This window comes from Bradyrhizobium valentinum (assembly GCF_001440405.1).
GTDB lineage: Bacteria > Pseudomonadota > Alphaproteobacteria > Rhizobiales > Xanthobacteraceae > Bradyrhizobium > Bradyrhizobium valentinum.
Genome location: NZ_LLXX01000029.1, coordinates 51,334 through 77,945 on the forward strand (window position 1 = coordinate 51,334; position 26,612 = coordinate 77,945).

Annotated in this window: 29 protein-coding genes; 17 read left to right on the forward strand and 12 right to left on the reverse strand. The window is 61.9% G+C overall.

Going from position 1 to position 26,612, the window contains the following annotated elements:
* Positions 1-306 precede the first annotated feature (306 nt).
* The 4 genes from CP49_RS04725 (at position 307) to CP49_RS04740 (ending at position 3,231) form a co-directional block, all read left to right on the forward strand.
* Positions 307-684, forward strand: coding sequence for a hypothetical protein (locus CP49_RS04725; protein ID WP_057849141.1), 378 nt, complete (start codon positions 307-309; stop codon positions 682-684).
* Complete coding sequence (locus CP49_RS04730) at positions 677-1,222, forward strand: carboxymuconolactone decarboxylase family protein (RefSeq protein ID WP_057849142.1); 546 nt, start codon at positions 677-679, stop codon at positions 1,220-1,222. Before CP49_RS04725 ends, CP49_RS04730 begins: the two co-directional genes overlap by 8 nt.
* Entirely contained in the window at positions 1,200-2,087 is an 888-nt protein-coding gene (locus CP49_RS04735; protein WP_156438047.1) for a sigma-70 family RNA polymerase sigma factor, read from the forward strand. The genes CP49_RS04730 and CP49_RS04735 overlap by 23 nt, the downstream gene beginning before the upstream one ends.
* Positions 2,088-2,232: 145 nt before the next feature.
* On the forward strand, positions 2,233-3,231 hold the full coding sequence (locus CP49_RS04740; RefSeq protein ID WP_057849144.1) for a hypothetical protein: 999 nt from the start codon (positions 2,233-2,235) through the stop codon (positions 3,229-3,231).
* A gap of 18 nt (positions 3,232-3,249) precedes the next feature.
* Here CP49_RS04740 and CP49_RS04745 read toward each other — a convergent pair whose 3' ends face one another.
* From CP49_RS04745 to secE, 5 genes are all read right to left on the reverse strand, one after another.
* Complete coding sequence (locus CP49_RS04745) at positions 3,250-4,197, reverse strand: 2-hydroxyacid dehydrogenase (RefSeq protein ID WP_057849145.1); 948 nt, start codon at positions 4,195-4,197, stop codon at positions 3,250-3,252.
* A gap of 132 nt (positions 4,198-4,329) precedes the next feature.
* The gene (rplA, locus tag CP49_RS04750; RefSeq protein WP_057849146.1) at positions 4,330-5,022 is read right to left on the reverse strand and encodes a 50S ribosomal protein L1; all 693 of its coding nucleotides are present in this window, start codon (positions 5,020-5,022) and stop codon (positions 4,330-4,332) included.
* A gap of 6 nt (positions 5,023-5,028) precedes the next feature.
* The gene (gene rplK, locus CP49_RS04755) at positions 5,029-5,457 is read right to left on the reverse strand and encodes a 50S ribosomal protein L11 (RefSeq protein WP_057849147.1); all 429 of its coding nucleotides are present in this window, start codon (positions 5,455-5,457) and stop codon (positions 5,029-5,031) included.
* Positions 5,458-5,587: 130 nt separating this feature from the next.
* Positions 5,588-6,118: a transcription termination/antitermination protein NusG gene (nusG, locus tag CP49_RS04760; protein WP_057849226.1), complete on the reverse strand. Its 531-nt coding sequence runs from the start codon at positions 6,116-6,118 to the stop codon at positions 5,588-5,590.
* 20 nt (positions 6,119-6,138) lie between these two features.
* Positions 6,139-6,330: a preprotein translocase subunit SecE gene (secE, locus tag CP49_RS04765; RefSeq protein WP_057849148.1), complete on the reverse strand. Its 192-nt coding sequence runs from the start codon at positions 6,328-6,330 to the stop codon at positions 6,139-6,141.
* A 369-nt stretch (positions 6,331-6,699) separates the two neighbouring features.
* Here secE and CP49_RS04770 point away from each other — a divergent pair, with 369 nt between their 5' ends.
* Positions 6,700-6,891 carry a hypothetical protein gene (locus tag CP49_RS04770; RefSeq protein ID WP_057849149.1) on the forward strand — a complete coding sequence of 64 codons (192 nt, stop codon included), beginning with the start codon at positions 6,700-6,702 and terminating at the stop codon, positions 6,889-6,891.
* 67 nt (positions 6,892-6,958) lie between these two features.
* Here CP49_RS04770 and CP49_RS04775 read toward each other — a convergent pair whose 3' ends face one another.
* Genes CP49_RS04775 through CP49_RS04795 form a run of 5 tightly spaced genes read right to left on the reverse strand, consistent with a single transcriptional unit; the run spans position 6,959 to position 10,564 of the window.
* On the reverse strand, positions 6,959-7,696 hold the full coding sequence (locus CP49_RS04775; RefSeq protein WP_057849150.1) for a hypothetical protein: 738 nt from the start codon (positions 7,694-7,696) through the stop codon (positions 6,959-6,961).
* The gene (locus CP49_RS04780) at positions 7,693-8,088 is read right to left on the reverse strand and encodes a phage holin family protein (RefSeq protein WP_057849151.1); all 396 of its coding nucleotides are present in this window, start codon (positions 8,086-8,088) and stop codon (positions 7,693-7,695) included. Before CP49_RS04780 ends, CP49_RS04775 begins: the two co-directional genes overlap by 4 nt.
* Positions 8,085-8,627 carry a hypothetical protein gene (locus CP49_RS04785; protein WP_057849152.1) on the reverse strand — a complete coding sequence of 181 codons (543 nt, stop codon included), beginning with the start codon at positions 8,625-8,627 and terminating at the stop codon, positions 8,085-8,087. The genes CP49_RS04780 and CP49_RS04785 overlap by 4 nt, the downstream gene beginning before the upstream one ends.
* Positions 8,624-9,667, reverse strand: a complete 1,044-nt coding sequence (locus CP49_RS04790; RefSeq protein WP_057849153.1) for a DUF3618 domain-containing protein — start codon at positions 9,665-9,667, stop codon at positions 8,624-8,626. Before CP49_RS04790 ends, CP49_RS04785 begins: the two co-directional genes overlap by 4 nt.
* Positions 9,668-9,709: 42 nt before the next feature.
* On the reverse strand, positions 9,710-10,564 hold the full coding sequence (locus tag CP49_RS04795) for a YihY/virulence factor BrkB family protein (protein ID WP_057849154.1): 855 nt from the start codon (positions 10,562-10,564) through the stop codon (positions 9,710-9,712).
* A 1,719-nt stretch (positions 10,565-12,283) separates the two neighbouring features.
* Between CP49_RS04795 and CP49_RS49130 the strand changes: the two genes are divergently transcribed.
* The 8 genes from CP49_RS49130 (at position 12,284) to CP49_RS04835 (ending at position 19,218) form a co-directional block, all read left to right on the forward strand.
* On the forward strand, positions 12,284-12,634 hold the full coding sequence (locus CP49_RS49130; protein WP_420807590.1) for a DUF2946 family protein: 351 nt from the start codon (positions 12,284-12,286) through the stop codon (positions 12,632-12,634).
* A gap of 46 nt (positions 12,635-12,680) precedes the next feature.
* Entirely contained in the window at positions 12,681-14,900 is a 2,220-nt protein-coding gene (locus CP49_RS04805; protein WP_057849156.1) for a TonB-dependent receptor family protein, read from the forward strand.
* The gene (locus CP49_RS04810; RefSeq protein ID WP_245310498.1) at positions 14,894-15,403 is read left to right on the forward strand and encodes a copper uptake system-associated protein; all 510 of its coding nucleotides are present in this window, start codon (positions 14,894-14,896) and stop codon (positions 15,401-15,403) included. The genes CP49_RS04805 and CP49_RS04810 overlap by 7 nt, the downstream gene beginning before the upstream one ends.
* A gap of 66 nt (positions 15,404-15,469) precedes the next feature.
* Complete coding sequence (locus CP49_RS04815) at positions 15,470-15,970, forward strand: copper chaperone PCu(A)C (protein WP_057849157.1); 501 nt, start codon at positions 15,470-15,472, stop codon at positions 15,968-15,970.
* A gap of 10 nt (positions 15,971-15,980) precedes the next feature.
* Positions 15,981-16,502, forward strand: coding sequence for a YcnI family copper-binding membrane protein (locus CP49_RS04820; protein ID WP_057849158.1), 522 nt, complete (start codon positions 15,981-15,983; stop codon positions 16,500-16,502).
* Positions 16,503-16,510: 8 nt separating this feature from the next.
* Entirely contained in the window at positions 16,511-18,076 is a 1,566-nt protein-coding gene (locus CP49_RS04825) for a copper resistance CopC/CopD family protein (RefSeq protein ID WP_057849159.1), read from the forward strand.
* Between the two features lie 487 nt (positions 18,077-18,563).
* Positions 18,564-18,926: a DUF6876 family protein gene (locus tag CP49_RS04830; protein WP_057849160.1), complete on the forward strand. Its 363-nt coding sequence runs from the start codon at positions 18,564-18,566 to the stop codon at positions 18,924-18,926.
* Between the two features lie 25 nt (positions 18,927-18,951).
* Complete coding sequence (locus CP49_RS04835; RefSeq protein WP_057849161.1) at positions 18,952-19,218, forward strand: hypothetical protein; 267 nt, start codon at positions 18,952-18,954, stop codon at positions 19,216-19,218.
* Between the two features lie 182 nt (positions 19,219-19,400).
* Here the strand turns inward: CP49_RS04835 and CP49_RS04840 are convergent, their stop codons facing one another.
* Complete coding sequence (locus CP49_RS04840; protein WP_057849162.1) at positions 19,401-19,811, reverse strand: MerR family transcriptional regulator; 411 nt, start codon at positions 19,809-19,811, stop codon at positions 19,401-19,403.
* A gap of 66 nt (positions 19,812-19,877) precedes the next feature.
* On the opposite strand from CP49_RS04840, the gene CP49_RS04845 reads away from it, so the two are divergent.
* From CP49_RS04845 to CP49_RS04860, 4 genes are all read left to right on the forward strand, one after another.
* Positions 19,878-20,558 (forward strand): cation efflux transmembrane domain-containing protein, encoded by a 681-nt coding sequence (locus CP49_RS04845; RefSeq protein ID WP_057849228.1) that lies wholly within the window; start codon positions 19,878-19,880, stop codon positions 20,556-20,558.
* 23 nt (positions 20,559-20,581) lie between these two features.
* Entirely contained in the window at positions 20,582-20,968 is a 387-nt protein-coding gene (locus CP49_RS04850) for a hypothetical protein (protein ID WP_057849163.1), read from the forward strand.
* 61 nt (positions 20,969-21,029) lie between these two features.
* A complete protein-coding gene (locus CP49_RS04855) occupies positions 21,030-22,265 on the forward strand; it encodes an efflux RND transporter periplasmic adaptor subunit (protein ID WP_057849164.1) in 1,236 nt (411 codons plus the stop codon).
* 38 nt (positions 22,266-22,303) lie between these two features.
* The gene (locus CP49_RS04860) at positions 22,304-25,549 is read left to right on the forward strand and encodes an efflux RND transporter permease subunit (RefSeq protein WP_057849165.1); all 3,246 of its coding nucleotides are present in this window, start codon (positions 22,304-22,306) and stop codon (positions 25,547-25,549) included.
* Positions 25,550-25,612: 63 nt separating this feature from the next.
* Here CP49_RS04860 and CP49_RS04865 read toward each other — a convergent pair whose 3' ends face one another.
* Positions 25,613-26,350: a Mom family adenine methylcarbamoylation protein gene (locus CP49_RS04865; RefSeq protein WP_063791626.1), complete on the reverse strand. Its 738-nt coding sequence runs from the start codon at positions 26,348-26,350 to the stop codon at positions 25,613-25,615.
* Positions 26,351-26,612: the final 262 nt, after the last annotated feature.

Here is a 26,612-nt window from a genome sequence, read left to right on the forward strand (position 1 = left end):
AGACCCCTGCCGCATTCCACCGAAGCGATGAGTTTTCCTTCCTTTCGAGCAATCCATGCGGATGTCCTGAAAGGAATGATCTCCTACCGTGCCGGGTTTTCGGAATGCGCGCACGGACGTGCCAGCAACGGCCAGCACGCCCGGAAGCCGGTTGTTTACCGAGTCTCACCCGACTTGCCAAGGGCAAAATTCACACCAGTTCGCTGACTGGCCGGAACAAAAATTTTCGCCCCGAATCCTGGAAATTCTTTGACGGGCTCCGTCACACCGGGGTCATCAGGCTCGTCTTGGCCGCAGGAGGTTCCCATGCGGCGTCAGTTAGCGGCCTTTCTTGCGATACTTACGGTTCTGAACGGGCTGATCATGCTCGTGGCCGGCCCGCTTTGGTACCAAACCGTGCCAGGCGTGCCGGACACCGGCCCGTTCAACCCACATTTCGTTCAGGACATCGGCGCCGCGTTCCTCGTGGCCGGTCTGGCGCTGGCCGCGCGGGCATGGCGGCCACGGTACTGGCCGGCGGCTGTCGCGGGCGCCGGATTCCTCGCCGTCCACGCCCTGCTCCATGTGGTGATCATGGCGGGCGGCCACGCCCATCACCCCGCCTTCGACCTCCTCGCCATCGTGCTGCCGTCGGCAGCCGCCCTTTATTCCGCCTTCCCCAGCCAAGGAGAACATCATGCGTAGTTGGATCGCGCGCCGCAGCTTGCGCGCATTTGCCAAGCGTTACGGGTACGACATCAGCTATCTCGAAATGATGCTGAACGTATCCCCTTCCGCCTTCTTCAAATTCGCACCCCTCATGAAGGCGGCCGCCCACCGCGAGGCGGTCCCGATCGACGCGAGTTTCGCGGCCAAGATCGTCGGCGCGTTGGCCGAGGATTGCGGCCCTTGCACCCAACTGGTCGTCGACATGGCGCTGGAAGCCGGCATGGCCAAGGACCAGATTGAAGCGGTTCTCCGCCGCGATCCACGCGCAATGAACGACGCGACCACGCTGGGTTTCAGGTTTGCCGACGCCGTAGTGCGCCGCTCCGGCGAGGATGACGAGTTTCGCGACGCCGTCCGGGCCCAATGGGGCACGAAAGGCGTGATAGATCTGACCCTGGCGCTGCAAATGGGCCGCATGTTCCCGATGGTGAAGGCCGGACTCGGCTATGCCAAGGAGTGCCGCCGCGTCACTGTCCGTGGACACAATGTCGATGTCGTCAAACAGGCCGCATGACCACGACCCGCTGGCGCCCCATCGCGGGCGCCTGCTCGGGCTCGCCTATCGCATGCTCGGCAGCCGCAGCGACGCGGAAGACGTCGTGCAGGACGCCTATTTTCGCTTTGCCGGCGCGCAGGACGTCCACAACGCGGAGGCTTTTCTCGTTACCGTGGTGACCCGGCTTTGTCTCGATCGCCTGAAAAGCGCGAGGGCGCAGCGGGAGGTCTATGTCGGGCCATGGCTGCCGGAGCCGGTGTTCGATGCGGAGAGCCTGTCGGCCGACGCCGCCACCGAGCTGGCCGACGACCTATCGTTCGCATTGCTGCTGGCGCTGGACCGGCTGTCGCCAATGGAACGCGCGGCCTTCCTGCTCCACGACGTGTTCGATACGCCGTTTTCCGAGATCGCCGCGATGCTCGGTCGCACCGAGGCGTCCTGCCGGCAACTGGCATCACGGGCGCGCCGTGCGGTGCGCGACAATCGCCCGGCGCCGGCGCGAGCGCCCGACAATCACGCCCGTCTGCTGCAGGCTTTCAGTGAAGCGGTCGCCAGCGGCAACGTTGCGCAGCTCGCCGCGCTGCTACGCGAGGATGCGGTGGCGCTCACCGATGGCGGTGGCCGCAAGACGGCAGCGCGCAATCCGATCATCGGCGCCGACAAGATCGCGCGTTTCTTCATCGGTATTGCCGCCAAGAACGCCGGCCACGACATGCGCATCGAGCCTGCCATGATCAACGGCGCCTTCGGCGCCCTGCTCTACCTGGACGGCGAACTCGACAACACCATGAGCATGGCGATCGACGGCGAGAAAATCGCCGCGATCTATATCGTCCGCAATCCAGACAAGCTGCGCCATCTGTCGTCTGCCGGGTTGCACTGATCCAAGTTGAACAATCGCGCTAACGGCCTCCTAACCTCATCGTTCAGATTTGCCACGCTCAGGTCGTGCATTAACCGCCGCACAACCGCCAGCCGGCAGTTTCAGGCCGGAGCTGCGCCGGCCGTGGCGCCAGGGGAGCGCTGTCATGCCTGTTATCCGCAATTCCGCCCGAGCATTCATTGCGGCACTGATCGTGCTTGTCATATTCCACGGCATCATGTCGGTGCTTGGTCTCGGCGTATTCCTCGCCAACAAGATCGAGCCGCCCTCGCCGGACCGCGCATTTCAGATTTTCGTGACGCGCGTCGCAATCGATGCCGCCCTGCTTGCCGCCGGCCACTGGCTGCTGCGTTCGTTCGGCCTCGCCACGCGCATGATCTATGGGCTGATGGGCGGAACGGCCGCCGCAGTCGGCTATGCCTTTGCGTTGTCGCAAGACCTCAACATCGCTCCGCCCCTGGACGGCACTCTTCTGACGGCAGCGGTATTGCCGACCCTGGTCGGCATGATCAGCGCGACCCTATACGCCCAGTTTGCCGGCCGCGAGATGCTGGGAGCCCATCGCGGCAGTACCGCAATTCCCGACGCCGCCCCCGTGCCCGCCATTCCCGCAAATTTCGATGGGCCGGTTCAAGTCCGCACCTCGATGGCTGCAACCACCATCGCGGCGATGGTGCCGGCTGCCATGGTGGCGCTGATCACAATCCCCTTCGTGACGTTCTTTCTGACAGAATGGGACACCGATGGTTCGCAAAATCCGGCCTGGGCCAATCAGATTTCGCGAATGGCGCTACCGGCGTATTTTTTCATGGCAACCTTGTTAGCGACAGCCATTCCATCGGCCATCATTGTCAGCGTCACACACGCTGCAGCGCGCGCTTTCCGGCGCACGCGCGGAACTGACTACGCCGTCATCGGTGCCCTTGTTGGCATAGTCGCCTCCGTTGCCTTGGCGATGTTGGTTCCCACACCCCTGTTAGCGCTGGTCGTCGTTGCCGCGGCCATCATGGGACCTGCCTATCGCCGCTTCGCAGGCCTCGAGCCGCTGCCCTTGCCCGAAGCGGTGATGGCGACCGACCCTGCCACTCTGGTCGGCGAGCACGATCCCGCGCGACGAACTCGCGCCGTGATCATGAACGGCTGAACCAGCCGGCCAGTAGCGCTATCCCACCTTGTAGGGCAGCGGCTTGCCGGCGAAGAACGCATCCAGATTGGCCAGCACGCAGTTCTGCATGGCCACATGCGACTCCAGTGTATGGCCGCCGATATGCGGAGAGAGCACGACGTTAGGCAGCGCCGTCAGCGTATCAGGCGCATGCGGCTCCTTCGCGTAGACGTCGAGACCGGCGCCGGCGATGGTCTGATCCGTCAGTGCTGCGATCAGCGCCGGCTGGTCGATGACCGAGCCGCGCGAGATGTTGACGACGTAACCGTCCTTGCCGAGCTTGCGCAGGATATCGGCATCGACAGCGTGATTGGTATCCGCTCCCGCCCGCACCGCGATCATCAAGACGCTGCACCATTCGGCCAGCGCATCCAGGCTCGGAAAATATCGGTACGGCACGTCGTGCTGGCTGCGGCTGAAATAGCCGACCTCGGTCTCGAAGGCGGCGACGCGCGCGGCAATCTTGCGGCCGATCTCGCCCATGCCGTAGACGCCTATTCTGCGGCCGAGCATGCCCGCCTGCGGACGCATCATCGGCGACGGTTTTGCAGCCGCCCAGCTTCCGCCCCGCACGTAATCGTCCGCCGCGAGCAGTCGCCGTGTGGCCGCCAGCATTAAAGTAACCGCGATGTCGGCGACCGACGCCGCGTTCGCCCCCGGGCTGTGACCGACCGCGATGCTGCGTTTCGCCGCCGCAGCCAGATCGACGCCGTCATAGCCGGTGCCGTAGCAGATGATCGCGCCGAGCTTGGGCAGCATGTCCATGGCGCCAGCGCCGAGCGGCGTGCCGCCCGCCGTAATCATCGCGCGAATGTCCGCGAGCTGTTCGGCAGAAAACACTTCACTGGGCGGCTTGCCAGCGGCGTTCAGGAGTTCAAACCGTTCGCCGAAACGCTCCATCTGGGCCTTTGGAAAACGCGAATAGATCAGGACCTTCTCGGGCATTGTTCTTCCTTCTTGCCAAGTCCTTCTTGTCGAGTCCGGCATAGGCGACGATTACGCAAAGCGTCGTCAAACGCAAAGGGCGGAATCGGTTTCCCGATTCCGCCCTTTTCTATTCACGTAAACTGAAATGAACTAGCCAAGCAGCGTGCCCGGCTCGACCTTGACGCCCGGGCCCATGGTGGAGGAAACCGCCACGCGCTGGATATAGGTGCCCTTGGCGCCGGCGGGCTTTGCTTTCGACACCGCATCAGCAAGCGCCTTCACATTCTGCACGAGCTTTTCCTCGGAGAACGACGCCTTGCCGACACCGGCCTGCACAATGCCGGCCTTCTCGACGCGGAACTCGACCGACCCGCCCTTGGCGCCCTTTACGGCGGACGTGACGTCCATCGTCACGGTGCCGATCTTCGGGTTCGGCATCATGCCGCGCGGGCCGAGCACCTTACCGAGGCGACCGACCAGCGGCATCATGTCGGGGGTGGCGATACAGCGATCGAAATCGATGTTGCCGCCCTGCACCTTCTCGACCAGATCTTCGGCGCCGACGACGTCAGCGCCCGCCGCCTTGGCTTCCTCAGCCTTGGCACCGCGGGCGAACACGCCGACGCGCAGCGTGCGGCCGGTGCCGTTCGGCAGGTTGACGACGCCACGAACCATCTGGTCAGCGTGACGCGGATCGACGCCGAGATTGATCGCAATTTCGATCGTCTCGTCGAACTTCGACGTGGCGCGTTCCTTGACCATTTTGATGGCATCCGCGAGCGGGTAGAGCTTCTCGCGGTCGATGCCCTCGCGGACCTTCTTCAAACGTTTTCCGATTGCCATGGTCCGTTACCCCGCAACTTCCAGACCCATCGAACGGGCGGAGCCCTCGACCATCTTCATGGCCGATTCGATGGATTCGCAATTGAGATCCTTCATCTTCTTCTCGGCGATCTCGCGCACCTGCGCTTTGGTCACCTGGCCGGCCTTGTCGCGGCCCGGAGCTTTCGAACCGGACTGGATCTTGGCGGCCTGCTTGAGGAAGTGGGACATCGGCGGCGTCTTCATCTCGAAGGTGAAGGAACGGTCCGCATAGATGGTGATGATCACCGGGATCGGGGTGTTCTTTTCTTCCTTCTGCGTCTGCGCGTTGAACGCCTTGCAGAATTCCATGATGTTGAGGCCGCGCTGACCAAGCGCGGGACCGATCGGGGGCGAAGGATTCGCCGCACCAGCCGGGACCTGAAGCTTCAGGTATCCGGTCACTTTCTTTGCCATGTATCACTCCTGTTGTGCCGGCCGGGGCCGGCGGTTTCAGGGCCCGTGGTTCGGTTGAAGCGCGGTTGGCGACCGCCCTCTTCCTCCCACGGCCTTAGTTGACGCGAAGACAAGCTTCGCGCCGTTCCAATCAGACCTTCTCGACCTGACCGAATTCCAGTTCGACAGGCGTAGCGCGGCCGAAGATCGACACCGCGACCTTCACGCGCGAACGCGCCTCGTCAATTTCTTCAACCACGCCGGAGAACGACGCGAACGGACCATCGGCCACGCGGACGTTCTCGCCGATTTCGAACGATACCGACGCCTTCGGACGTTCGACGCCTTCCTGCACCTGGTGCAGGATCCGCATCGCCTCGGATTCGGAGATCGGCATCGGCTTGTTTTCGGCGCCGAGGAAGCCAGTCACCTTGGGCGTGTTCTTGATGAGATGGAACGCCTCGTCGGTCAGCTTCATCTTCACCAGCACGTAGCCCGGGAAGAACTTGCGCTCGGCATCGATCTTGCGGCCGCGGCGCACTTCGGTGACCTTTTCGGTCGGCACCAGCACCTGATCGAACAGTTCCTCTAGTCCGCGCTGCTTCGCCTGTTCGCGGATCGATTCCGCGACCTTCTTCTCGAAGTTCGAATAGGCGTGGACGATATACCAGCGCTTGTCCATCGTAAGGGTTCCGGTGCTCATCATTGGACGCCCAGCAGGAAAGTGACGACGTAGCGGATGATCAGATCCGAGATGAAGAAGAAGATCGAAGCCAGTGCAACCATCACGAACACCATGATCGTGGTGATCGTCGTCTCGCGGCGCGTCGGCCAAGTGACCTTGGCGGTCTCTGAGCGCACTTCCTGCAGGAATTTGAACGGGCTGAAAGCCATCGTTGGTTACCGCGTCCTTCGTGAGACGTTTGTGATTTAAAGCGAATCCGAACAGCCCTCTCGCGCCCAGCCCTCTCTCGAAGGATGAGCCGCATAGCGGGCTCGATTGTTCGGGGGAATTCAAAGCCGCGCCGGATATCCGTCAAACGGGCCGGCAGCAGGTAGCGGGTATCTACTGGCAGCCGGGCAAAAGGTCAAGGTACGGGGTGCCGCGGGCCTCCAACGAGCCGTTTCCGGGGGGGGGGCCTGGACGGCGAAAAGCCATTGGTTAATCGCAGGTACCGGCTCCCCCTCAAATCCTCATGAGAGCGCGATCCGGATATTAAAAGCTGGCTGCTATCCTGATGCTCGATCGATGGGCAATGAGGGATGACCATGGCTCAGTTAGGCCACGAATACGATAGACCTTCAGGCGAGACGGCCTGGACCGTTCTCGACGCGGCGAATGACCTCGGCGACATCATGACGGTCGATGCGTGCCGAAGGGTGATCGACGCTGACTTGCGCGGCGAAGTTCCCGCCCGATCGGACATAGCGGTACTTTCCGCATTTTTTAGCTAGTTTCGAGCTGACGGGAAGGAATCCCGCCAAACCACTGATCGACCACCTAATTTTTGCACCCGAGAAGCTACTGCCGCAGTTTCTCCCGACTGGCATCCAGCGCATCCCGGCCGGCCTGCTCCACCCGGTCGGCATATTCGGCACCGGCGTCTGCAAGTTCGGCCTGGAGCGTGTCGGAGGCCTCTCGGACACTTTGCGACACGGCTCCTGCACGCTCCTTCAGGTCTGCCTTCAGGCCATCACTCAGGTCCCCGACCCACTCGTCTTCGAGAGCAGACTTGGCCAAGGCGCCCGCCACCGTGGCACCGATCGCAAGACCTACGGCGCCGAGGACCAGCGGTTGCCTTTCCAGAAGGTCGGAAAGGGAGGATTGGGCCTGCCTGAAGGCTTCCTTCCTTGGCAATGCCCGGCCCAACCGGTCAAACATCTCCCGCGCACTGGTCATGCCTTCGTCGAACCGCTCGCTCGTCGTTTCCGCCGCCCCTGACATCGCATCGGAAGCGGCCGTTCTGCTGTCACTGACCGTTTCGTTGATGCCGCGCGAGGCTTCGTCCTTCATCCGGGAGGCGCGATTCCGCATGGAACCGTAAGTATCCTCCCAAGTGGAGCCGGCCGACCTTTGTGCACGTGCGCCGATGTCAGCGAGCGGCGCGGCCGCTGACGTGACCGAACCGGCGGCGTTCTTCAGCTTGTCGCTACCGATGAGCAGCCACAGCGCGCCACCCCCGATCAGGGCCGCGGCAAGCGGGTTCTCCCGGGCAGCGGCGGTCAGACTATCTATGAAACTTCCTTGTGAACCGCTCATCGCACCATTCCCTTCACCGTGTCCTTGTCTTTTTCGAGCTGGCGCAACGTTTCACGCGGCGCCAGATGGCGTGCGTCGAGCCGGTTCATGCCGATCGCAAACAAGATGCCTGCGAGCACCGCGGCAACGATCGCAGAGATCAGATAAGAGACCGGCTGCGACCATCCGCCCGCTATTAAGGCCGCGGACAGCGCGAACAGCGCCATGACGATTGCGGGAACGACCAGGACTGCGCCGGCCGCGATAAGGCCGACGGCACCACCGATTTGCTGAACCTTCTCGCCGAGCTCGGCCTTGGCAAGATCGACCTCGTTCTGGAACAGTTTTGCGAATTGCGACAGCGCGTCTCCCAGAAGGTGCGAGATCGTTCGAAGATCGGTTTTGGTGTTCATGACGCCTCACCTTTGTAGGATGATGAAGAGCTCTGGCTTCCCGACGCCTTCAGGAAGCGGACAGCCGCGAAACCGGCAAGCACCGACAGACCGAGAAAAGCCGCAGGCTGCCGCTTTGCAAAATCCGTCGCGCCATCGACCAGATCACGGAAGCTTCCGTCGCGGATCTTCTCCGCGGCCTCGTCGACATATTCGGCCGCCGAATTGATGCCGCGGGCAGCGAATGGCACGTCATTTTCAAACGCGCGGGCCGCATTCCTGATGTCGCCGGCCAACCGGCCGACGAAATCCGCGCCGCTGCGCTGTTGTTCGCGAGCCTGATCCTGGAAACGATCCGCAGCTCCGGCTGCAGCGTCCTTGGCCGCATCGGCCGCTTCCTTGAATTTGTCGCGGGCGGTGTCGGTCGATTCCCTCAGAACATCGCCAGCGCGTTGTTTGATTTCAGCGCCGGCATCCGCCACCTGGTCCTTCAGGTTCTGGGACGAGTCGGTATTCTGGTTCTGGGAAAAATTCTTGGTATTAAGATCCATTTCACTCATGACGGCCTCTCATTAGCGTTCGGGGTTCGGGAAGGATCGAAGGCCGTCGTCACGACATCGTCGGCCACCTCTTTGAGCCTGTCGGTCACGCCCTCGGTAATACGGCTGGCGTGTCCACCGAGGTCGGAGTCGGAGATACTTTTTGCTGCAGCCTCGGCAGCAGAGAACACCGCGTCTTTGCCCGCCTCGAATCCGGATTGTGCTGCAGAGCCGGCAGCGCGCTTGACGCGGTCGCTGGCTTTGCCGGCCACGCGCGCCTCGGCCGTAGTGCTCGGAAGAGAAGCGGCAAGGATGGCGCCGATTGCTATGCCGAGGCCGCCGATCAATGCCGCGTTATCCCGGATTACCGTGCTTGCAGTCGCTGGAGCAGCGGTCGCTGTGTCCTTCGCAGTCGAGCGAATGCGCTCCATCCTCTCCTTTGCCATTTCCGAAGCGGCATCCATGCCGGACCTGACCTTGTTGGCGACGGCATCGGCGGCCTGCGTTGCACGGTCCCTCAGGTCACCAGCCATTCCGCCCGCCGTATCCGCCATTCCGGCTGCGCTTTCCTGAGCTTCGTCGGCCATACCGGCGGCCTGCCGCTCGGCGTGCGACGTCGCTTTCCGCATGCCATCACGGAGCGACTGCGCGCGTTCCGCAGTCTCGTCGATAACCTCCCTCGCCCTCTCAATTGCCGGCTCCGCCGCTTCCGCAGCGCGATCGCGAACGGTCTTCGAACTTAGGGCAAGGCCGGCGCCAATCATCAAGAGCGGCAGCGGGAAGCCACGGGCCAGGCGCAGCGCGGGCACGGCAACCGCGGTGCCGGCGGCGATCGCTTGCATCGGATTATCCATAGCCTGCTGCTTCAGCGCGTCCAGCCAGCTATGGGTCTTGTGACTGATGAAGCCGCTCACCTCGGATTTGATGTTTTCGGGCGAGACCTTGTAGCGGATGTCTTCGGCGGTGTCGGCGATCTGTTCCCTCAACCGGTCGACGGTTGCCGCAAGCTGCGCGCGGCTTTGCTCGGAGTCCCGTCGTAGCTCCTCCACGGATCGTGTCATGTCGTCACCGCCCTGTGGGTTCGTGTTGTTTTGAAAACGAACTCAGGCGCTATTGAATCGTTCCTCGCGCGCCTTGCGCGCCGCTGGATTGCGCGCGTCGTCGATCGCCTTCGTCAATTCGGCGCCGAACAGGAATATCTGCGCGGAGTAATAGACCCAGAACATCAGGACGATCAGCGCACCCGCGGCGCCATAGGTCGAGTTCGGGGCTGCCTGACCGAGGTACCATCCGATCAGCGACTTTCCGACGGTGAACAGGAGGGCTGTGACAAAAGCGCCCAGCAGAAGATGACGCCAGTAGATCGTGGTATCCGGCAGCACCCTGTAGATCGCTGCGAACAATAGCGTGAAGATGCCGAGCGACACGACTGTGTTAATCGTGCTGAGCACGACCTGGCCGGCAGACCACTGTTCCAGGGCTGACAGCCCGGCGCTTGCGGCCAGCGAGACTATCAGCATGAAACCCAGCGCGGCCACGAGACCGAGGCTGGCAGCCCGGCTTCGGATCAAGGAGGAGATTGGCTCGTCCGGCGGCTTGGCCTTGAACGTTGCGTTCAATGCCGTGCGCATCTCGCCGAACACACCTGACGCTGTTATCAGCACCGTGACGATGCCGACGGCGGTCGCGGTTGCGCCGGACGTCGGATCGCTTGATCGCGCCAGGATGGATTTAATGAAGTCGGCGCCGGTCGGCCCCAACAGCTTACCGAGTTCCTCACTGATCGCGGCCCGGGCAGCGTCCTGCCCAAACGCCAGGCCGGCGATCGCAACGACGATCAGAAGCACGGGTGCCAGAGAGGTGGCGGCGTAGAAGGCGATGGACGCTCCCCGGCTCAATGCATCGTTAGCAATGAAGCCGGATACCGCAGCCTTCAGGACTCGCCACAAGAGTCCCATGGGTCTTCCCTCGTCTCCCCCTCGAATGCGCAACAAGCTGCGCGCTGTGCCGGCAACGCGGGAGTTCTTGGAAGTTTCCTCCGGATACTGAGGAATTGCAGGGTGCGACGATACGGCTGCGCGCATCGGCGTCCGGCCTCTCGCCGACCGAGTGTTTCCGCTCTGCAATCTGTTCCGTGAATGACGGAGCTGAAGCCGTCCGCTCGCCCGCGGGTGAAAGGGCGGCCACCGGTCCCGTGGAAAGGCGCAGTCCCCCGAATCGGTCGTGCCCCTAGATGGGGTTTAACAGGCCCCCGTCATAGTCAAACAAATTAGAGGTAAGTGCTTGATTTAGCTGGCAGGAGTGGCAGGGCTCGAACCTGCGACCCCCGGTTTTGGAGTTCGAGGACATTCCTCCCCTCCTGTCATTTCCATTTTCAGTTGGTCCCATTCTATAAGGGTTTTCGCCAGTTCTAGATCGTGCTGGTTTCGTTCGATCCCTCCCCATTTCAGGCGGTTTGTTAGCAAACCGTTAGCACGAGTTCGCGGAATGTACCCGGCCCAGCAGCAGGGCCGAGACAGCCCGCCGTGCCCCTTTCCTTTACTGCCCGTCCAGCTCTTGCCCCACCATTGCCCCCAAGGCGCATTCGAGTATGAATGCTGGGATGCTTAACCCCAAATCACCCGAACCGGATGCTCTCGGCCGTGGCGTTTACAGCGCAACGGAGGCGCTTCGATTGCTGAATTTCAGCAGCCGAGGCACGGCACCTTCCGATCGGGTTTCACGCAGCACGGTAGCGCGATGGCTAAAAGGGTACGAGCACGGTTCCGCCGTCGAGGGCGAAGGAACCAAGAAAGGCTAAGCTCCTGCAGAGACGTAAGGCTGCGCCGCAAGCGAGATTTCTCGGTGCGCATCCCAACCTTGAAGTTACCCTTCTGGTTTCGCGTGCAATACAGCGTCATGCCCAGGAAGTAGATGGTCTCCGGGCGTTTTCTACCGCGTTTGCCTGCGTGTCACCGCGACGCTGAGCTTCGATGGAAGTAAGTGTACTTACAACGGGCTTCTTTCCGAGTCGTACCGCGGCTTCATGGATTGTGGTCGTGAGGGGACCCTTCCACTCAGACTTTGGACCAAATGATCCGACTGCAATCCGCTTCGTCCCTCGTCGGCGGCCGCGAGCGACGGTTCGCGCAGAACGCCGATGTGCTCAGGAATATGCCAAAGGAGAACGCAAGCAGCCGGCGTGTTGAAGCCTTTGCGGGCTTTTTTGACTGGGCTCATAGTCAAATTGCAGTTGGCGACCTCATCGTTTTTTGTCGTTCGCGTTGAGGCTTTCGAGTAAATCTAGTGCCGTATCGATCTGCGCTATCTGGCGTTCGATTTCGTCCCGCGCAACGTCTGAAGAGCCGTTATCAAGCTGCCTCAGCAACTTCTCTTTTCGCGCAAGCAGATCGCTATAGCTGTGTGCGCACCGCAGTCCTGAGCGAGCAACGGTTCATGCCATCACCGAGAAGTTGGTTGCAGTCGGTGGCATTCCAGTAGGGCAGCGTCCCGCCTTGCTGCCCCTTCTTCGCCGCGTTCAAGGCGCGTTCAAATCAAGGCTTAGCCGAAGTGCCCAGCCTGCTCAGAGGTCATGCCCTTTCGCCGCTTGCCGCCGGATTTGACTCCCGGACGAGCTGTGATACCCCCGACTTGGGGTCAAGCGGATGACGCGGTTCGTTCTCAGACGACAGGTGGGCATGGTGGCTGCGTTCATCGCGGCCTACGCGCTCGTTTTCAACGTCATTCTGTCCAGCGTCCTTGCCGCCGGACTTGCCCCAACGGCTGCGGCGGCCGCTCACGTGCTTTGCGTCAACAGCGCTGACGCGGATGCGGCCCGGAATGATGCAGGCAAGAGTGGACAGAAGATAGCGATCCACTGCCCCCTGTGTGTCGGGCACCTCATCACAGGCGCGCTGCCTCCGCCGCAACCAACCTTGTGTGATCGTCTTCCCGTTCAGACCTGCGCCGTCTTCGCGTTCGTATCGCGCTTCGTTGCGCATTTCCGATCGTTCGATCACCAGTCCCGCGGACCACCTCGGCTGAGCTGACGATCCCCGGCGCAAGCCATTCGTCTATTCATTCGGGAGTTTCATCATGTCATCCGCTTTCAGGTGGTTGCGCGATTGTGTGCTCGCCAGTGCCGCCGCCGTCATCGTTATTTCACCCGCGAACGCTCAACCAGATTCGCAAAAGCCGTTGCCGCCCGTAACGATCGACGCGCCTCAACAGAAGCGCGATGCGACCGTCCGTCCGCCTCGCGCCGCCGAGCGGTCGGCCCGCGCCCGACGTCTAACCCGAGCGCCAACCGCTCCGGCCCCGTCTGCCGGCGACCAAAGCGGCGCCTCTCGGGTCGCACTGGGCGTTCTGTCGGCGCAGCAGGCGCTTGTGGAAATCAACAACACACCGGGCGGCGTGGCCCTCGTTCCCGCCGAGGCCTACAGAAACTCGACGGTCTCGAACACGATTAAGGACATCCTGGACTACGTCCCGGGCGTCTTCGCTCAGCCGAAATGGGGTGACGACACCCGCCTGTCGATTCGAGGTTCAGGATTATCGCGCAATTTCCATCTGCGCGGCGTCCAGCTCTACATGGACGGCATTCCCATCAACACGGCAGACGGCTACGGCGATTTTCAGGAGATCGATCCGACAGCCTACAAATACGTGGCGGTCTACAAGGGTGGCAACGCACTGCAATATGGCGCCAACTCCCTGGGCGGCGCGATCAATTTCGTCATTCCGACTGGTCGCGATCCCTTTCCAAACGGCGCGTCCTTCGATTTCGGCGCCTTCGGTTTCAAGCGGCTGCAAGCCAATGCCGGCGGTGCGAACGGCCCATGGGATGGCTTTGTCACTGCCTCGACGCAGGCATCCGACGGCTTTCGGGATCACAGCTTCGGATCGAGCAACCGCATCAACGGCAACATCGGCTATCAGATATCGCCGGACGTCGAAACGCGATTCTATTTCAATGCGAATGAGGTACGCCAGCGCATTCCGGGCAGCGTTGACAGAACGACCGCGCTGACTTCGCCTACCACGGCTGCTCCAATCAACGTCGCTAATGACTGGCAGCGCAATATCGACACCGTGCGGGTAGGGAACAAGACGACCATCCGCTTCGAGAATACCCAACTTGAGTTCGGGGCGTTCGGGGTTGATCGGCACTTGATGCATCCGATCTTTCAATGGCTCGACTACCGGTACAAGGACTATGGCGGCTTCGCAAAGGTCACGGATGACCGCTTCATCGGCGGGTTCCGCAATAGATTCGTTGCCGGCTTCAATATCCTGAACGGCACCATTGACGCACAGCAATTCGTCAACGTTGGCGGCTTCAAAGCGACGCCGACCTCGTCACTGTTGCAGAAGCCGCAAAATTACTCCGCCTATGCCGAGAACTCGTTTTATTTCGTACCAGATGTCGCATTCGTTGCGGGCACGCAATATCTGTTCGCGGTACGCGATCAGCAGGTGAACTTCTCCACTAACGGTGACCTCAACGGCCGCAGTTCTTTCAGCCTTTGGAGCCCTAAGGTCGGCCTGCTCTGGCAGGTCGATCCGACCTGGCAGGTATTCGGCAACATCTCGCGTAGCGCAGAGGTCCCTAGCTTTGGCGAGAGCGTCAGCCCGAACTTCCTAAGCCCAACCTTGCCCAACATTCCGTTCTTCTTGATCAAGCCGCAAACCGCCACCACCTACGAAATCGGAACCCGCATGAAGCGGCCCGATTACGCATGGGAGATCGCCCTCTATCGCGCCAACATCCGCAACGAACTGCAATGTCTCTTCAGCACGTTCGGCAATTGCAATGTAACCAACGCCGATCGTACATTTCATCAGGGGATCGAAGCCGGTGCAGGCGCTGCCATTTTCCGCGACATCTTCGTCGGCGGGGCTGCACCGGACAAGATCTGGTTGAACCTTGCCTATACGCTGAACGATTTCCGCTTCGACAACGATCCCACGTTCGGTAACAACATTTTGCCTGGGGCGCCGCGGCACTACCTTCGGGCGGAGCTGTTGTACAAGCATCCCACCGGGGTCTATTTCGGGCCCAATCTGGAATGGGTGCCGCAAGCCTATTTCGTCGACAGTGCCAACACGCTGATAACGTCGGCCTACGCGATCTGGGGTTTCAAGGCAGGTTTCGACAATGGCGGCCCGTTCACGGGCTACATCGAGGCGCGCAATATCGCAAACAAGGCCTATATCGCGAGCGCAAGCATCATCAACCGCGCAACTCCGACGTCACCTCTGTTCGAGCCTGGCAACGGAAGAGCCGTGTATGCCGGTGTGAGGTACCGATGGTAAGCGCGATGGTCTTCAAGCCGCGAGGCCAATTTGCGCTTGTCGGACGCCTCCGTGACAGGCGGCTGATCAAGGCGACCTTACGTGTCGTTTCGCTTCTGGTTGTCCTGTTTTCCAGTGGGTTCGCCCTCGCCGAAACTGCCGGCGAGGCTGAAATTGACACATTGCTGCATGGCATGTTTGACAAGCCAGGGCTGACGCTGAAGGTATCGCCTGTCGTGATCGCAGGCGATTTCGCCATCGCCGGCTGGACCCAAGGCGAGATGGGCGGACGGGCTCTGCTCCGGCGCAAGCAGGGAGCGTGGGTGCTGACGCTCTGCGCCGGCGACGGCATCAAGTCGCATGACGCGCTGCACCAGGCCGGTGTTCCAGCACAGGACGCCATATTGCTGGATGCAAATCTGGCGGTCGCCGAGGCAAAGATTGATCCTCAACGGGTGGCGATGTTCTCGCGCTTTGAGGGCATGGTCACAATGGAAGGAACCTCGGATCACGCACATGACTAGGCAAAACAGTCGAAGTAGCGTGCTCCGCTAGGCAAGGCCCAACCCACTCAGACCAAGAGGCTGACCATGAAAAACACCGCAAGAATGCTCGCGTGCGCTGCCAGCCTTTTTGTCTGGTTCGCGGCCCCCGCGTCCGCCGAAGAGATCAAGGCCGGGGACCTCGTCATCACCCAGGCCTGGAGCCGCGCGACGCCGGCCGGAGCCAAGGTCGCTGGCGGTTATCTCACGATCGAGAACAAGGGCACCGCGCCGGATCGGCTGATCAGCGGTACCGGCGATTTTGCCGGCACGGTCGAGATTCACGAGATGGCCATGAACAATGGCGTGATGACGATGCGGCCGCTCGACAAGGGATTGACGATCGAGCCGGGCAAGACCGTCAAGCTCGCGCCCGGCGGTTACCATCTGATGCTGATGGACCTGAAGAATCCGCTCAAGCAGGGCGAAAAAGTGCCGCTCACGCTCGAATTCGAGAAGGCGGGCAAGGTGACACTGTCGCTCGACGTGCAGGGCGTCGGCGCGCAGGCACCCGCCAGCGGGCACGACCATTCCGGCATGAAAAAGTAGGGGCCAGCCAATGTCGAAAGCCGCTTTTGTCGCCGCGCTGGCGGTGCTCGTCGCCACGGCGGCGAGTGCGCATGTCACCCTGGAAAACAAGCAGTCGTCTGTTAGCTCCTACTACAAGGCCGTGTTCGCCGTGCCTCACGGCTGCGCGGGATCGGCAACGGTCAAGCTTCGCGTCCAGATTCCGGAAGGGGTGATCGGCGTCAAACCGATGCCGAAACCAGGCTGGACCGTCGAGACAGTCAAGGGCAAATACGCCACCGAGTATCAACACCACGGCAGCAAAGTTTCCGAAGGCGTCAAAGAGGTGGTCTGGAGCGGCGGCAAGCTCGCCGACGACAATTACGATGAATTCATCGTCGCAACGTTCCTGACCGGCGGGCTGAAGCCGAATACCACGCTGTATTTTCCCGTCGTGCAGGAATGCGAACAGGGCGTCAGCCGCTGGATCGATATTCCGAAGGAGGGTCAGGGCGCCCACGGGCATGACGGCACGTCGCCGGCGCCGGGCGTCAAGCTGATACCGAAGCCGTAGGAAACGCAATGGCGCGCCTGCTCGCCGGCCTTGCCGCGCTGCTGACGGCGCTCTGCTTTGCGTCTGATGTGTGGGCCCATGCGACGCTCGTCTCCGCGGAGCCGGCCGACGGCAGCGTGCTGGCGCAGCCGCCGAAGATGGTGCAGTTGCACTTCAACGAGAGCGTGACGCCGGCCGTGATCGGCCTGATCGATGCCAGCGGCAAGGCGCGCGAAGTCGCCACGCGCGCCGTCGGCCAATCCGTTCTGATGGTCCTGCCTGACGACTTGCCGCAGGGCACCCAAATCGTCAGCTATCGCGTGGTCTCGCAGGACGGCCATCCCGTGGCGGGATCGCTGGTGTTCTCGATCGGCGCCGTCACCGGCGCGGCGACGCCATCAAGGGACGGTCTGGTCTCGTCCTTGATCTGGCTGGCGCGGATCGGCGTCTATCTTGGATTGTTCGTCGGCGTTGGCGGCGCGTTCTTTGCCGCCTGGATCGAGCAGGGGCCAAGCGGTGGGAAGGCGATCCTTGGTGCGCTTTATGTCGGCCTTATCAGCGCGATTGCCTCCTTGGGGCTGCAGGGCATCGATCTCCTCAACCTGCCGGTCAGCAACCTCCTGACCATAGCGCCCTGGAAGGCCGCGCTCTCCACCAGCCTCGGCCCGTCAGTTCTGATCGCAATCGCGGCGATGGTGATTGCGCGCCTTGGCTGGCAAGGCCCGTCGATCAGGAGCGCTTGGATACGCTCCGCGATCGCGATGGTCGGCGTGGGGCTTTCGCTCGCCGCAAGCGGTCATGCTGCCACGGCGTCGCCGCAATGGCTGACCCGGCCGTTGTTGTTCCTGCACGGGCTCAGTGTGACATTCTGGGTTGGTGCGCTCGCGCCGCTTGCCGCGATGGCATTGCAGCGGGACAGCGCGTTGCTGTGGGCACTGCGGACGTTCTCGTCGCTAGCGGTATGGGTGGTGGGTGTCGTGGTGCTGGCGGGCGTGGTGCTCGCTGTCATTCAGCTCGAGAGTTTTCGCGCGCTGATCGAGACCAAGTACGGCATCATCCTCTCAATCAAACTTGTACTGGTCGCAGGCCTTCTCGCGCTCGCAGCGCTGAACAGATATCGTCTGACGCCTGCCGTCATGCGCAACTATGAGAACACTCGGCCCTTGCTGCAGTCGATCTTGGCTGAGTGCGTACTGGTCGTCGCCATTTTCGCCGTCGTCGCCGGTTGGCGTTTTACGCCGCCGCCACGCGCGCTCGCGGCTGCTGCCAAAGCGCCGCTCGCGGTCCATATCCACACTGATACGGCAATGTTCCAGGTACTGATCTCGCCCGGACGGGTCGGGGTGGACAATTTCGTCCTGCAATTGATGAACGGCGATGCCAGCCCGCTTAACGCAAAGGAGGCGACGTTAACGCTCAGCCTGCCGGAGCGCGGCATCGAGCCGATCGAGCGCAACGCGACGCTCGGGCCCGACGGCTACTGGCATGTGACGAACGTGCCGCTGCCGCTTCGCGGCCGCTGGCATATGCGGATCGAGGCACTCGTCACCGACTTCCGGAAGGTGACGCTGGAAGACGATTTCGAGCTGCGCTGAGTAGGGACCGTCTCGCCTTTCGAAATGTCGCCTTTGGGTCTCGGTTCTGTAAAAACGTCCTAGCGGAAGCATACCCTTGCACGACATCGACCAAATAGAACTGATCGCGCCCTTGCTTCTCTATCCAGCCATCCTTTGACAGTTGCCGGATGCGCTCCGGGCTCACCATGAGGAGCCGCGCGGCAAGGGCCGATGTGATCAGTTGGCCGCGCCCGGCGGCGCCCGTATCCGGCCCCGGGGGCGCGTTTTGGGCACTCGCCCGGCCCGATCCGCCAGCCGAATTCTCGCCCACCAGTGGCGCCCCTATGGGCGCCGTGGGTCCGCCTTTACGCCTTTGATCTTCCGGCATTATTTCCCTCGGGACGGGGCCAAAAGGATCTTCCAACCACCGACCAGTGGCCTAGTTCTGGGCCATTCCCCGGGGCTTTGGCCCATTTCCGCGCCGGCGCCGCCGGGGAGGAAACAAAGAAAATGGAGCGTATGTGAAATGACGAAGCTAACCCCGGCCGATCTGGCCCACTTCACGGGCACCGCCGAATGGTATCGCCACGCTCTCAACCGGCGCATGCTCTACACCGACGGCGTGCAGTATCTGGCCGAGAAGGGCGGCGCGTATTGGCTGCTCGACAAGATCGCTTGCCTGCAACTCGAACCGAAGATTGGGGCCGAGGAATTTCAGGTCTGGCGCTTGCACGTCATGGATGACCGCACCGCGCGTCTCGTTTGCGACGACGGCAACGATAACGGCACCGTCATTCATTCCGAGGACATCGACTTCACCGATTTCCCTCTCGATCAAATCACCATTTGGGTCGAGGGCAATGTCATCCTGCTGCCGACCGAGCGGTAGCCGCGCTTTCGCTGGGGATCGGCCGATGACGCAATTTTCCGACATCGATATGCGCGCGATCGAGGCAATCCGCCGCGCCGCTTATTTCACCGCGACGCTCGCGTTTGGACGCGGCCGATATCGCGTCGAGGAACGGCCCACCGTTCTCGCCGCCATGGATGCCGCCCGCGAGATCGAGCAAGACCCGGCGGCGCATACGCGCCGCGCGCTTGTGTACGCCATCGCGCCCGACGGTCACGCCACGCTGCTGACCAGCGCACTCATCGCAAAACTGCTTTCCCTCGAATCGTAAGGATGTCCGCTTTACACCTACAAACGTGACGTTTTCTAACGAACGCGATGGACAAGTTGCTGACTCTGGCGCCTTCGCCTCGAAGGTCAGCGACCAGTAGCCGATAAAGCGGGACGTGCGAAACTCCTGAACTGGAGTATCAATCTATCCCCCAGACCCTCGGTTGCGATACGTGCACGTCGTCAGTGAGAGAGGGCGTCGATGATGCGGCAGTCGGCGATGCGCCCTCCGCCCTCGCAACAATTGTTCAGGCGATGGAGTTCCGCCGCAAGCCGCTTGAGGTCCGCGATCTTCTTCTCGACTTCTTCGAGATGCGCAGCAGCGAGCCGATCTACGTCCGTGCAATCCTGCTCCTTCCGGGCGGACAGCCTCAACAAGTCGCGAATTTGGTCAAGCGTGAACCCGAGATCGCGGCACCTACGGATGAAGCGCAACCGAAACACCTGCTCGCGATCGTAGGTGCGATAGTTACCGGGGGTCCGTCGCGGCGAGGGCAATAGGCCGATCCGCTCATAGTAGCGGATCGTCACCACTTGGGTCGAAGCGGCTTTTGCCAACTCGCCAATGCTCACTGGCCCATCAATCGTCGTCATGGCTTGACCCTATAGCGGCTATAGGGTGCAGCATAACAGTGTTGTCACCGCTCGGGAAACAAGATGATGAGCGCGCACTGTTGCCACCACCCTGAAAAAGTTGTGCAAAATCAATTGGATATGAAGTATCGGCGGGTGCTCTGGATTGCCCTCGCCATCAATGCCGGCATGTTCCTGTTCGAGGTCGTAGCCGGCCTCGCAGCCGGATCGGTGTCCTTGCAAGCCGATGCACTCGATTTTCTGGGTGACACCGCGAACTATGGGATCAGCCTGTTCGTCATAGGCCTCGCGCTTCGCTACCGGGCGCTGGCGGCCCTGGCCAAGGGTGCGACTATGGGTGCGTTCGGCCTTTGGGTCGTTGGAGCGACGATCTGGCACGCCATGAGCGGAGCCGTGCCTCATGCCATCACGATGGGGGCGGTCGGCATTGCGGCGCTTGCATCCAATGCCGCGGTTTTCGCGCTGCTGTGGGCCTATCGGTCGGGCGACAGCAACATGCGCTCGGTCTGGATCTGTTCGCGTAACGACGTGCTCGGCAACCTCGCGGTGATGCTCGCGGCGCTGGGCGTATTTGGGACCGGCACGGGCTGGCCGGACGTGATCGTGGCGGCGATTATGGCAACGCTCGCCATACAGGGGGCGTGTGCCGTGATCCGGCACGCGCGCTCCGAGTTTGGTCAAACCGACCTCAACATGCGCGCGGGCGTCGGTGCAGCAAAGCCAGAGCCGCGCGGCGGGTTTGGGTAACCAGATATATCAAGGAGCAGGACATGTTAGCCCGATGGGCACTCGCACTCGGAATACTTCTGGCGCCGACGATTGCGGCCGCACAGGGTCATGGCCATTCGCATCGCGGGGGCCAGGAGGTCCGGATCGGGACCTATGAAGTGGAGTTGACGGTCGCCGGGTCCGAAATGACGTTGCATGTCAACGACACGACCGATCAGAAAGTCAATGCCGAAGGATTTAGTGCAACCGCGGTCGTGCTCGCCAAAGGCAACCAGCAAAAGACCGTGGAGCTGGCGCACGCGGGCGACAACAAACTCGTCGGAAAGATCGATTTCGCAACCGATGCGAGGTTTCGTGCAACGGTGACGCTGCGGAATCCGAAAGGCGAAGTCGGCAAGGGCCGCTATAACCTCGACGTGATGCGTTGAGCGCGGCGCGCGACGTCGAATCCGACTTCGAGGAACGTGAGAGGTCCGGAGATCGCAAGCGATGACTTCTGTAAGGCTGGCGGGCGTGATCGTCGGCGTGGCCATCCTGGCGGGCGGCGCTGCGTTCTGGTTTTCGCCAGAGGCCCGGACGACGCTCGCCTCGCTGGTGCCGAAGGGGAGCCCGTCCACAAAGGCTGCCGAACGTCACGGCCATGACCATCGGCCTGCAGGCGCCATCAAGCTTGCTGCCGACCAGATCGCGAAAGCCAGGATCGAACTTGCAGCTGTGGGCAGTTGCACGATCACGCAGCGGGTCACTGCCCCCGGCACCGTAACGCCAAATGCCGATCGCGTTGGTCGGGTCGCCGCCAAGGTCGTGGGAACGGTCGCGGAACTTCGCAAGCGCCTCGGCGATTCCGTTGTCAAGGGCGAGGTCGTCGCCGTGCTGGAAAGCCGCGAGGTCGCCGACGCCAAAAGCGAATACCTTGCCGCTCGGCTTTCCAATGAATTGCAGCAGGATCTCACCGCGCGCGACAAATCGCTGTGGGAAGGACGCGCCGTTCCGGAACAGCAGTATCTAAAATCGCGCACCGCCGCAGCGCAGTCCGAGATGCGACTCAATATCGCTCGTCAGAAACTGCTCGCCTTGGGCGTGGAAGCGGACGACATCGCCGGCCTGCCGAAATCTCCTGAAGGGCTGTTGCGTAACCAGAACGTTCGCGCGCCCATTGACGGGCAGATCGTCGAGCGCCGCGTTGATCTCGGAGCACCTGTCGGCCGCGAAGGGCAGGAAAGCGAGATTTACGTCATCGCCGACCTGTCCTCGCTCTGGGTGGAGCTGTCCGTGCCGACTTCCGAGCTGGCAAATATCGCAGTAGGGCAACCTGTCGCTGTTATGGCCCGTCAAGCCGGGCTACGAGCCGTCGCTAAAGTCATCTTCGTTGGTCCCCTCCTCCAGGCCGATACGCGCAATGCACGGGTGATCGCTGCAATGGACAACGCCTCGATGGCATGGCGGCCGGGCGTGTTCGTGACGGCGCAGATCTCCATTGCGGAGCAGCCTGGCGAGCTTTGCGTGCCGCGCGCGGCGCTTCAAACGATCGAAGGCGAGCAAAACCTGTTTGTCCGCACGGATGAGGGATTCGAGAAGCGGGAGGTCGTGATCGGCCGGAGCGACGACACCAATGTCGAGATTGTATTCGGCCTCGATCCGGGCGAGGTCATCGCCACGACACGGACCTTCGTGCTCAAGGCCGAGTTGGGCAAAGGCGAAGCAGGTCACGGCCATGATCACTAAGGTCCCGGCCCAAGGCGCACGGCGGAGGCGATCCGCCGATGATTGAGCGTGTCCTCACGTTTTCGGTCCAGTATCGATGGCTTGTCGTCATGCTAACGGCTATGGCTGCCGCATTGGGCATCTGGTCGCTGGCCAAACTCCCCATCGACGCTGTTCCCGACATCACCAACAATCAGGTTCAGATCAATACCGTCGCGACGGCGCTGTCGCCATCAGAGATCGAGAAACAGGTCACGTTTCCGGTTGAATCCTCACTCGCCGGAATTCCGGGACTTGAATACACGCGATCGATGTCGCGCAATGGCTTTTCCCAAGTCACCGCCGTGTTCAGCGATCGGACGGACATCTACTTCGCGCGCCAGCAGGTCGGCGAGCGTTTGACCGAGGTGCGGAGGACATTGCCGCCTGGCATCGAGCCGCACATGGGCCCGATCACGACCGGATTGGGCGAAATCTATTGGTGGCTTGTTCACTACTTGCCGGCCGGCGAAAAGATTCCCGTCCGCGACGGACAGCCGGGCTGGCAGACGGACGGTACCTATCTGACGCCTGAAGGCCAACGGCTTCGCAACGACTTCGAGCGGGCCGCCTACCTGCGCACGGTCCAGGATTGGATCATCCGTCCACAGTTGCGTCACGTAAGCGGCGTCGCGGGCGTCGATGCGATCGGCGGATACGTCAAGCAGTATCATGTGCAGCCGGACCCGACACGGCTCAACGCATTGGGCATCTCGTTCGGCGAGCTCGCCGAAGCCATCGAGCGCAACAACACCAGTCGCGGAGCGGGATATCTGGACCGGTTCGGTGAAGGCTACGTCGTCCGTACGGGCGGTCGCATCGAGAGCATGCAGGAGCTTGGCGAGATCGTCGTGGTCACGCGCGACGGCGTACCGGTACGCGTAAAGGATGTTGCTAACGTTGCAATCGGCGGTGAGCTTCGCAGCGGCACCGCCAGCCAGGACGGCCAGGAAGTCGTGGCCGGCACGGCCTTGATGCGGATCGGCGCGAACTCACGCGCCGTCTCCGCGGCGGTCGACGCCAAGATGCGGGATGTCAATCGTACCCTGCCGCCGGGCATCGAAGCCAAGACCGTGCTCGACCGAACGGGGCTGGTCGATGCGACGATCCGGACGGTTGCGACCAATCTTGCGGAGGGGGCGCTGCTGGTTATCCTCGTCCTCTTTCTCCTGCTGGGAAATTTCCGCGCGGCACTGATCACCGCGCTTGTCATCCCGCTTGCCATGCTGCTGACGGCAACCGGCATGCTCCAGGGACGCATCAGCGCCAATCTGATGAGTCTCGGTGCGCTGGACTTCGGCCTGATCGTGGACGGTGCGGTGGTGATCGGCGAGAACTGCCTTCGGCGGATCGCTGAACGTCAGCATGGTCTGAATCGTCCGCTGGAGCTCAATGAACGGCTCGCAACCGTAGTTTCGGCCTCAAAGGAGATGATCCAGCCCACTGTCTACGGTCAGGCAATCATCATCCTGGTCTATGTCCCGCTGCTCACCTTCAGCGGTGTCGAAGGCAAGATGTTCGAGCCGATGGCGCTCACGGTGATTCTGGCCCTTGTCTCGGCGTTCATCCTTTCGCTTACCACGGTGCCTGCGCTCATCGCGATCCTAATCACCGGCCGCGTCAGGGAGGTGGAGAACGGTATCGTGCGCGCCTTGAAGCGCTGCTACGCTCCGGCGCTCGCCTGGGCCATCCGCTCGCCGATACCGGCGATCTCAATATCTATAGTGCTATTCACCGCCTCCTTGCTGTTGTTCGCGCGGCTCGGACAGGAATTCATCCCGACCCTCGACGAAAAGGACATCCTGCTCCATGCGATTCGCATTCCCAGCACGTCGCTGGACCAATCTCAGGCGATGCAGTTCGACGTCGAGAAGACGGTGAGCGCATTGCCGGAAGTGGCTTATGTCTTCTCGAAGACCGGCACCGGCGAGAGCGCCTTGGACCCGATGCCGCCAAACATTTCGGACACCTACGTCATGCTGAAGCCGCGCGACCGGTGGCCCGATCCCACCATGCCGAAGGGCCGCCTCATCGAACGGATTGAAGAGACCGTCCGCGGTCTTCCCGGAAACAGCTACGAGTTCACGCAGCCCATCCAAATGCGTTTCAACGAACTGCTTGCGGGCGTGCGCGGCGACGTCGCCATCAAGGTCTTTGGCGATGAATTCGAGCCGATGCTGCGATCCGCGAACCAGATCGCAGCCATCCTGCGGCTGCTGGAGGGCGCGGCCGATGTGCGCGTCGAACAGGCGACCGGGCTTCCCTTCCTCGAGATCGCGGTCGACAAGGCTGAGATCGCACGGCGGGGGTTGAGCCTGTCGGCTGTCCAGGACCTGATCGGGGCCGCTGTCGGCGGCCGTGAGGCAGGTGTGATCTTCGAAGGCGATCGGCGCTTCGAGATTGCAGTGAGGCTTGCCGATCCGCTGCGCACCAACATCGAGGCCTTGAAAAACATTCCAGTGCCGCTGCCGCAGCCGAACGGGCGGCCGGGCTTCGCAACGATCCCGCTCAAGGAGGTTGCGGTGTTCACAATGGGCGAAGGCCCCAATCAGATCACGCGCGAGAATGGCAAGCGGAGAGTGGTGGTAACGGCGAACGTGAGGGGGCGCGATATCGCCTCGCTGGTCGCCGAGGCGCAGGACAAGATTGCTGAGCAGGTGCAGATCCCGCCCGGATATTGGATCTCCTGGGGCGGCCAATTCGAGAACCTTGCAGCGGCGCGCCAGCGGCTCATGATTGTCGTGCCCGTCTGCTTCCTCCTGATCTTCCTGCTCTTGTACACGGCGCTGGGTTCGTCGCGTGACGCCCTCCTGGTCTTCAGCGCGGTGCCGCTGGCGCTGACTGGCGGCATCGCTGCGCTCTGGCTGCGCGACATGCCGTTCTCGGTTTCGGCGGCCGTCGGCTTCATTGCGCTTTCGGGTGTCGCTGTGCTCAATGGATTGGTGATGTTGACCTATGTCAGACAGTTGATTGCCTTCGGGCGCTCGCCGCTTGAGGCGATCCACGAGGGCGCGATGACCCGCTTCCGTCCAGTCGCCATAACCGCGCTTGTCGCCTCGCTCGGTTTTGTGCCGATGGCACTTGCCACAGGCACGGGTGCCGAAGTGCAAAAGCCACTGGCAACTGTGGTTATCGGCGGATTGTTCTCGGCAACGCTGCTCACGCTCTTGGTCCTGCCCGCTCTATACGTGATCTGTCAGAGGGGCTATGCCTCTTCCAAGACGGATTCCTCGAAGAGCAGGTCAGTCACGTTATCGGCAGAGTAGTGCCCGATCCAGACCCAGGCTTACGAGTACTTGACTTCTGCTTCTCTTCCAAAACCTATCGGCTCAAACTGGAGCGTGGTGGTCGCTGCTGCCGCGCCGCTGTGCCGAGGGGGCCTCGGCCATCGCCTGCTTACCACGCGCAATTCCGCGATACATGCGCGCCCCGCGTCGTTCGATTTCCGAGTAAGGGATTTCCGGGCACGTCAGTCGCGCCCGCGCCGCCGGCTTGAGAAAATAGATATAGCGCATCTGGTAGCCGTCGAGCGGCACGCCCTGGCCGGACCATGAGCCGCCAGTTTTGGCGAAATGCGCCGCGCGATTTTTGCCGGTCACTTGCGTCATCTTGTGCGTGACCGTGCCATCGGGCAGTCGCAGCAAGCTTTTGTTCAACTTGATCCCGGTGAGCACCGCGCCGGCCGCGCGATAGATCGTCCCGTCGCCGCATTGGCAACCGTCGGCGAACGAGATGATCCATTCAATGTGCGGGTAGTGCTTGCGGATCATCCGCATCGCGATGGCGAGCGCGCGGCTTTCGGAATTCCTCGGCAGCGCTTCCGAGAACGCCAGCCGGTTCAATTCGAGAAAGCCATTCCATTTCGTATCGCGCACCAACCCGAGAATATTACTCTTGTCCATCGACGGGCCGAACGTCATCGCGCCTTCGAGCCGATCGTTGAAGAAAACGCCCAGCGATAGGAAAGCATTGTTGACCGTCTTGTGGCTGTAATGCAGCCGAATGATCAGCGCGTCCGCGTCTTTCTTCGAGATCGGCGCGACGCGGATTTCTTTAGCCTGTCCCATGGCGCTCCTAGGGCGTGGGCTCGTAAGCATGTAGCCAGATGCGGATAGCTGCCAGCTTGATGAAGGCGAGGCCGCCAATGGTCTGAATTCACTTCCGCTTTCGGGGCATAGCGGATATGGCCGGACTTGCTGCTGGCTCAACCCGGTCGCGAATGACCCAACTGAGACATTGGGGTCACTAGTTTTGAGGTCACTAGTTTTGGCCGTGGCTAGTGAGCGCGTCGACCGCGTTGCGTCGGATGCGCGGGCGGATACTGCCGAA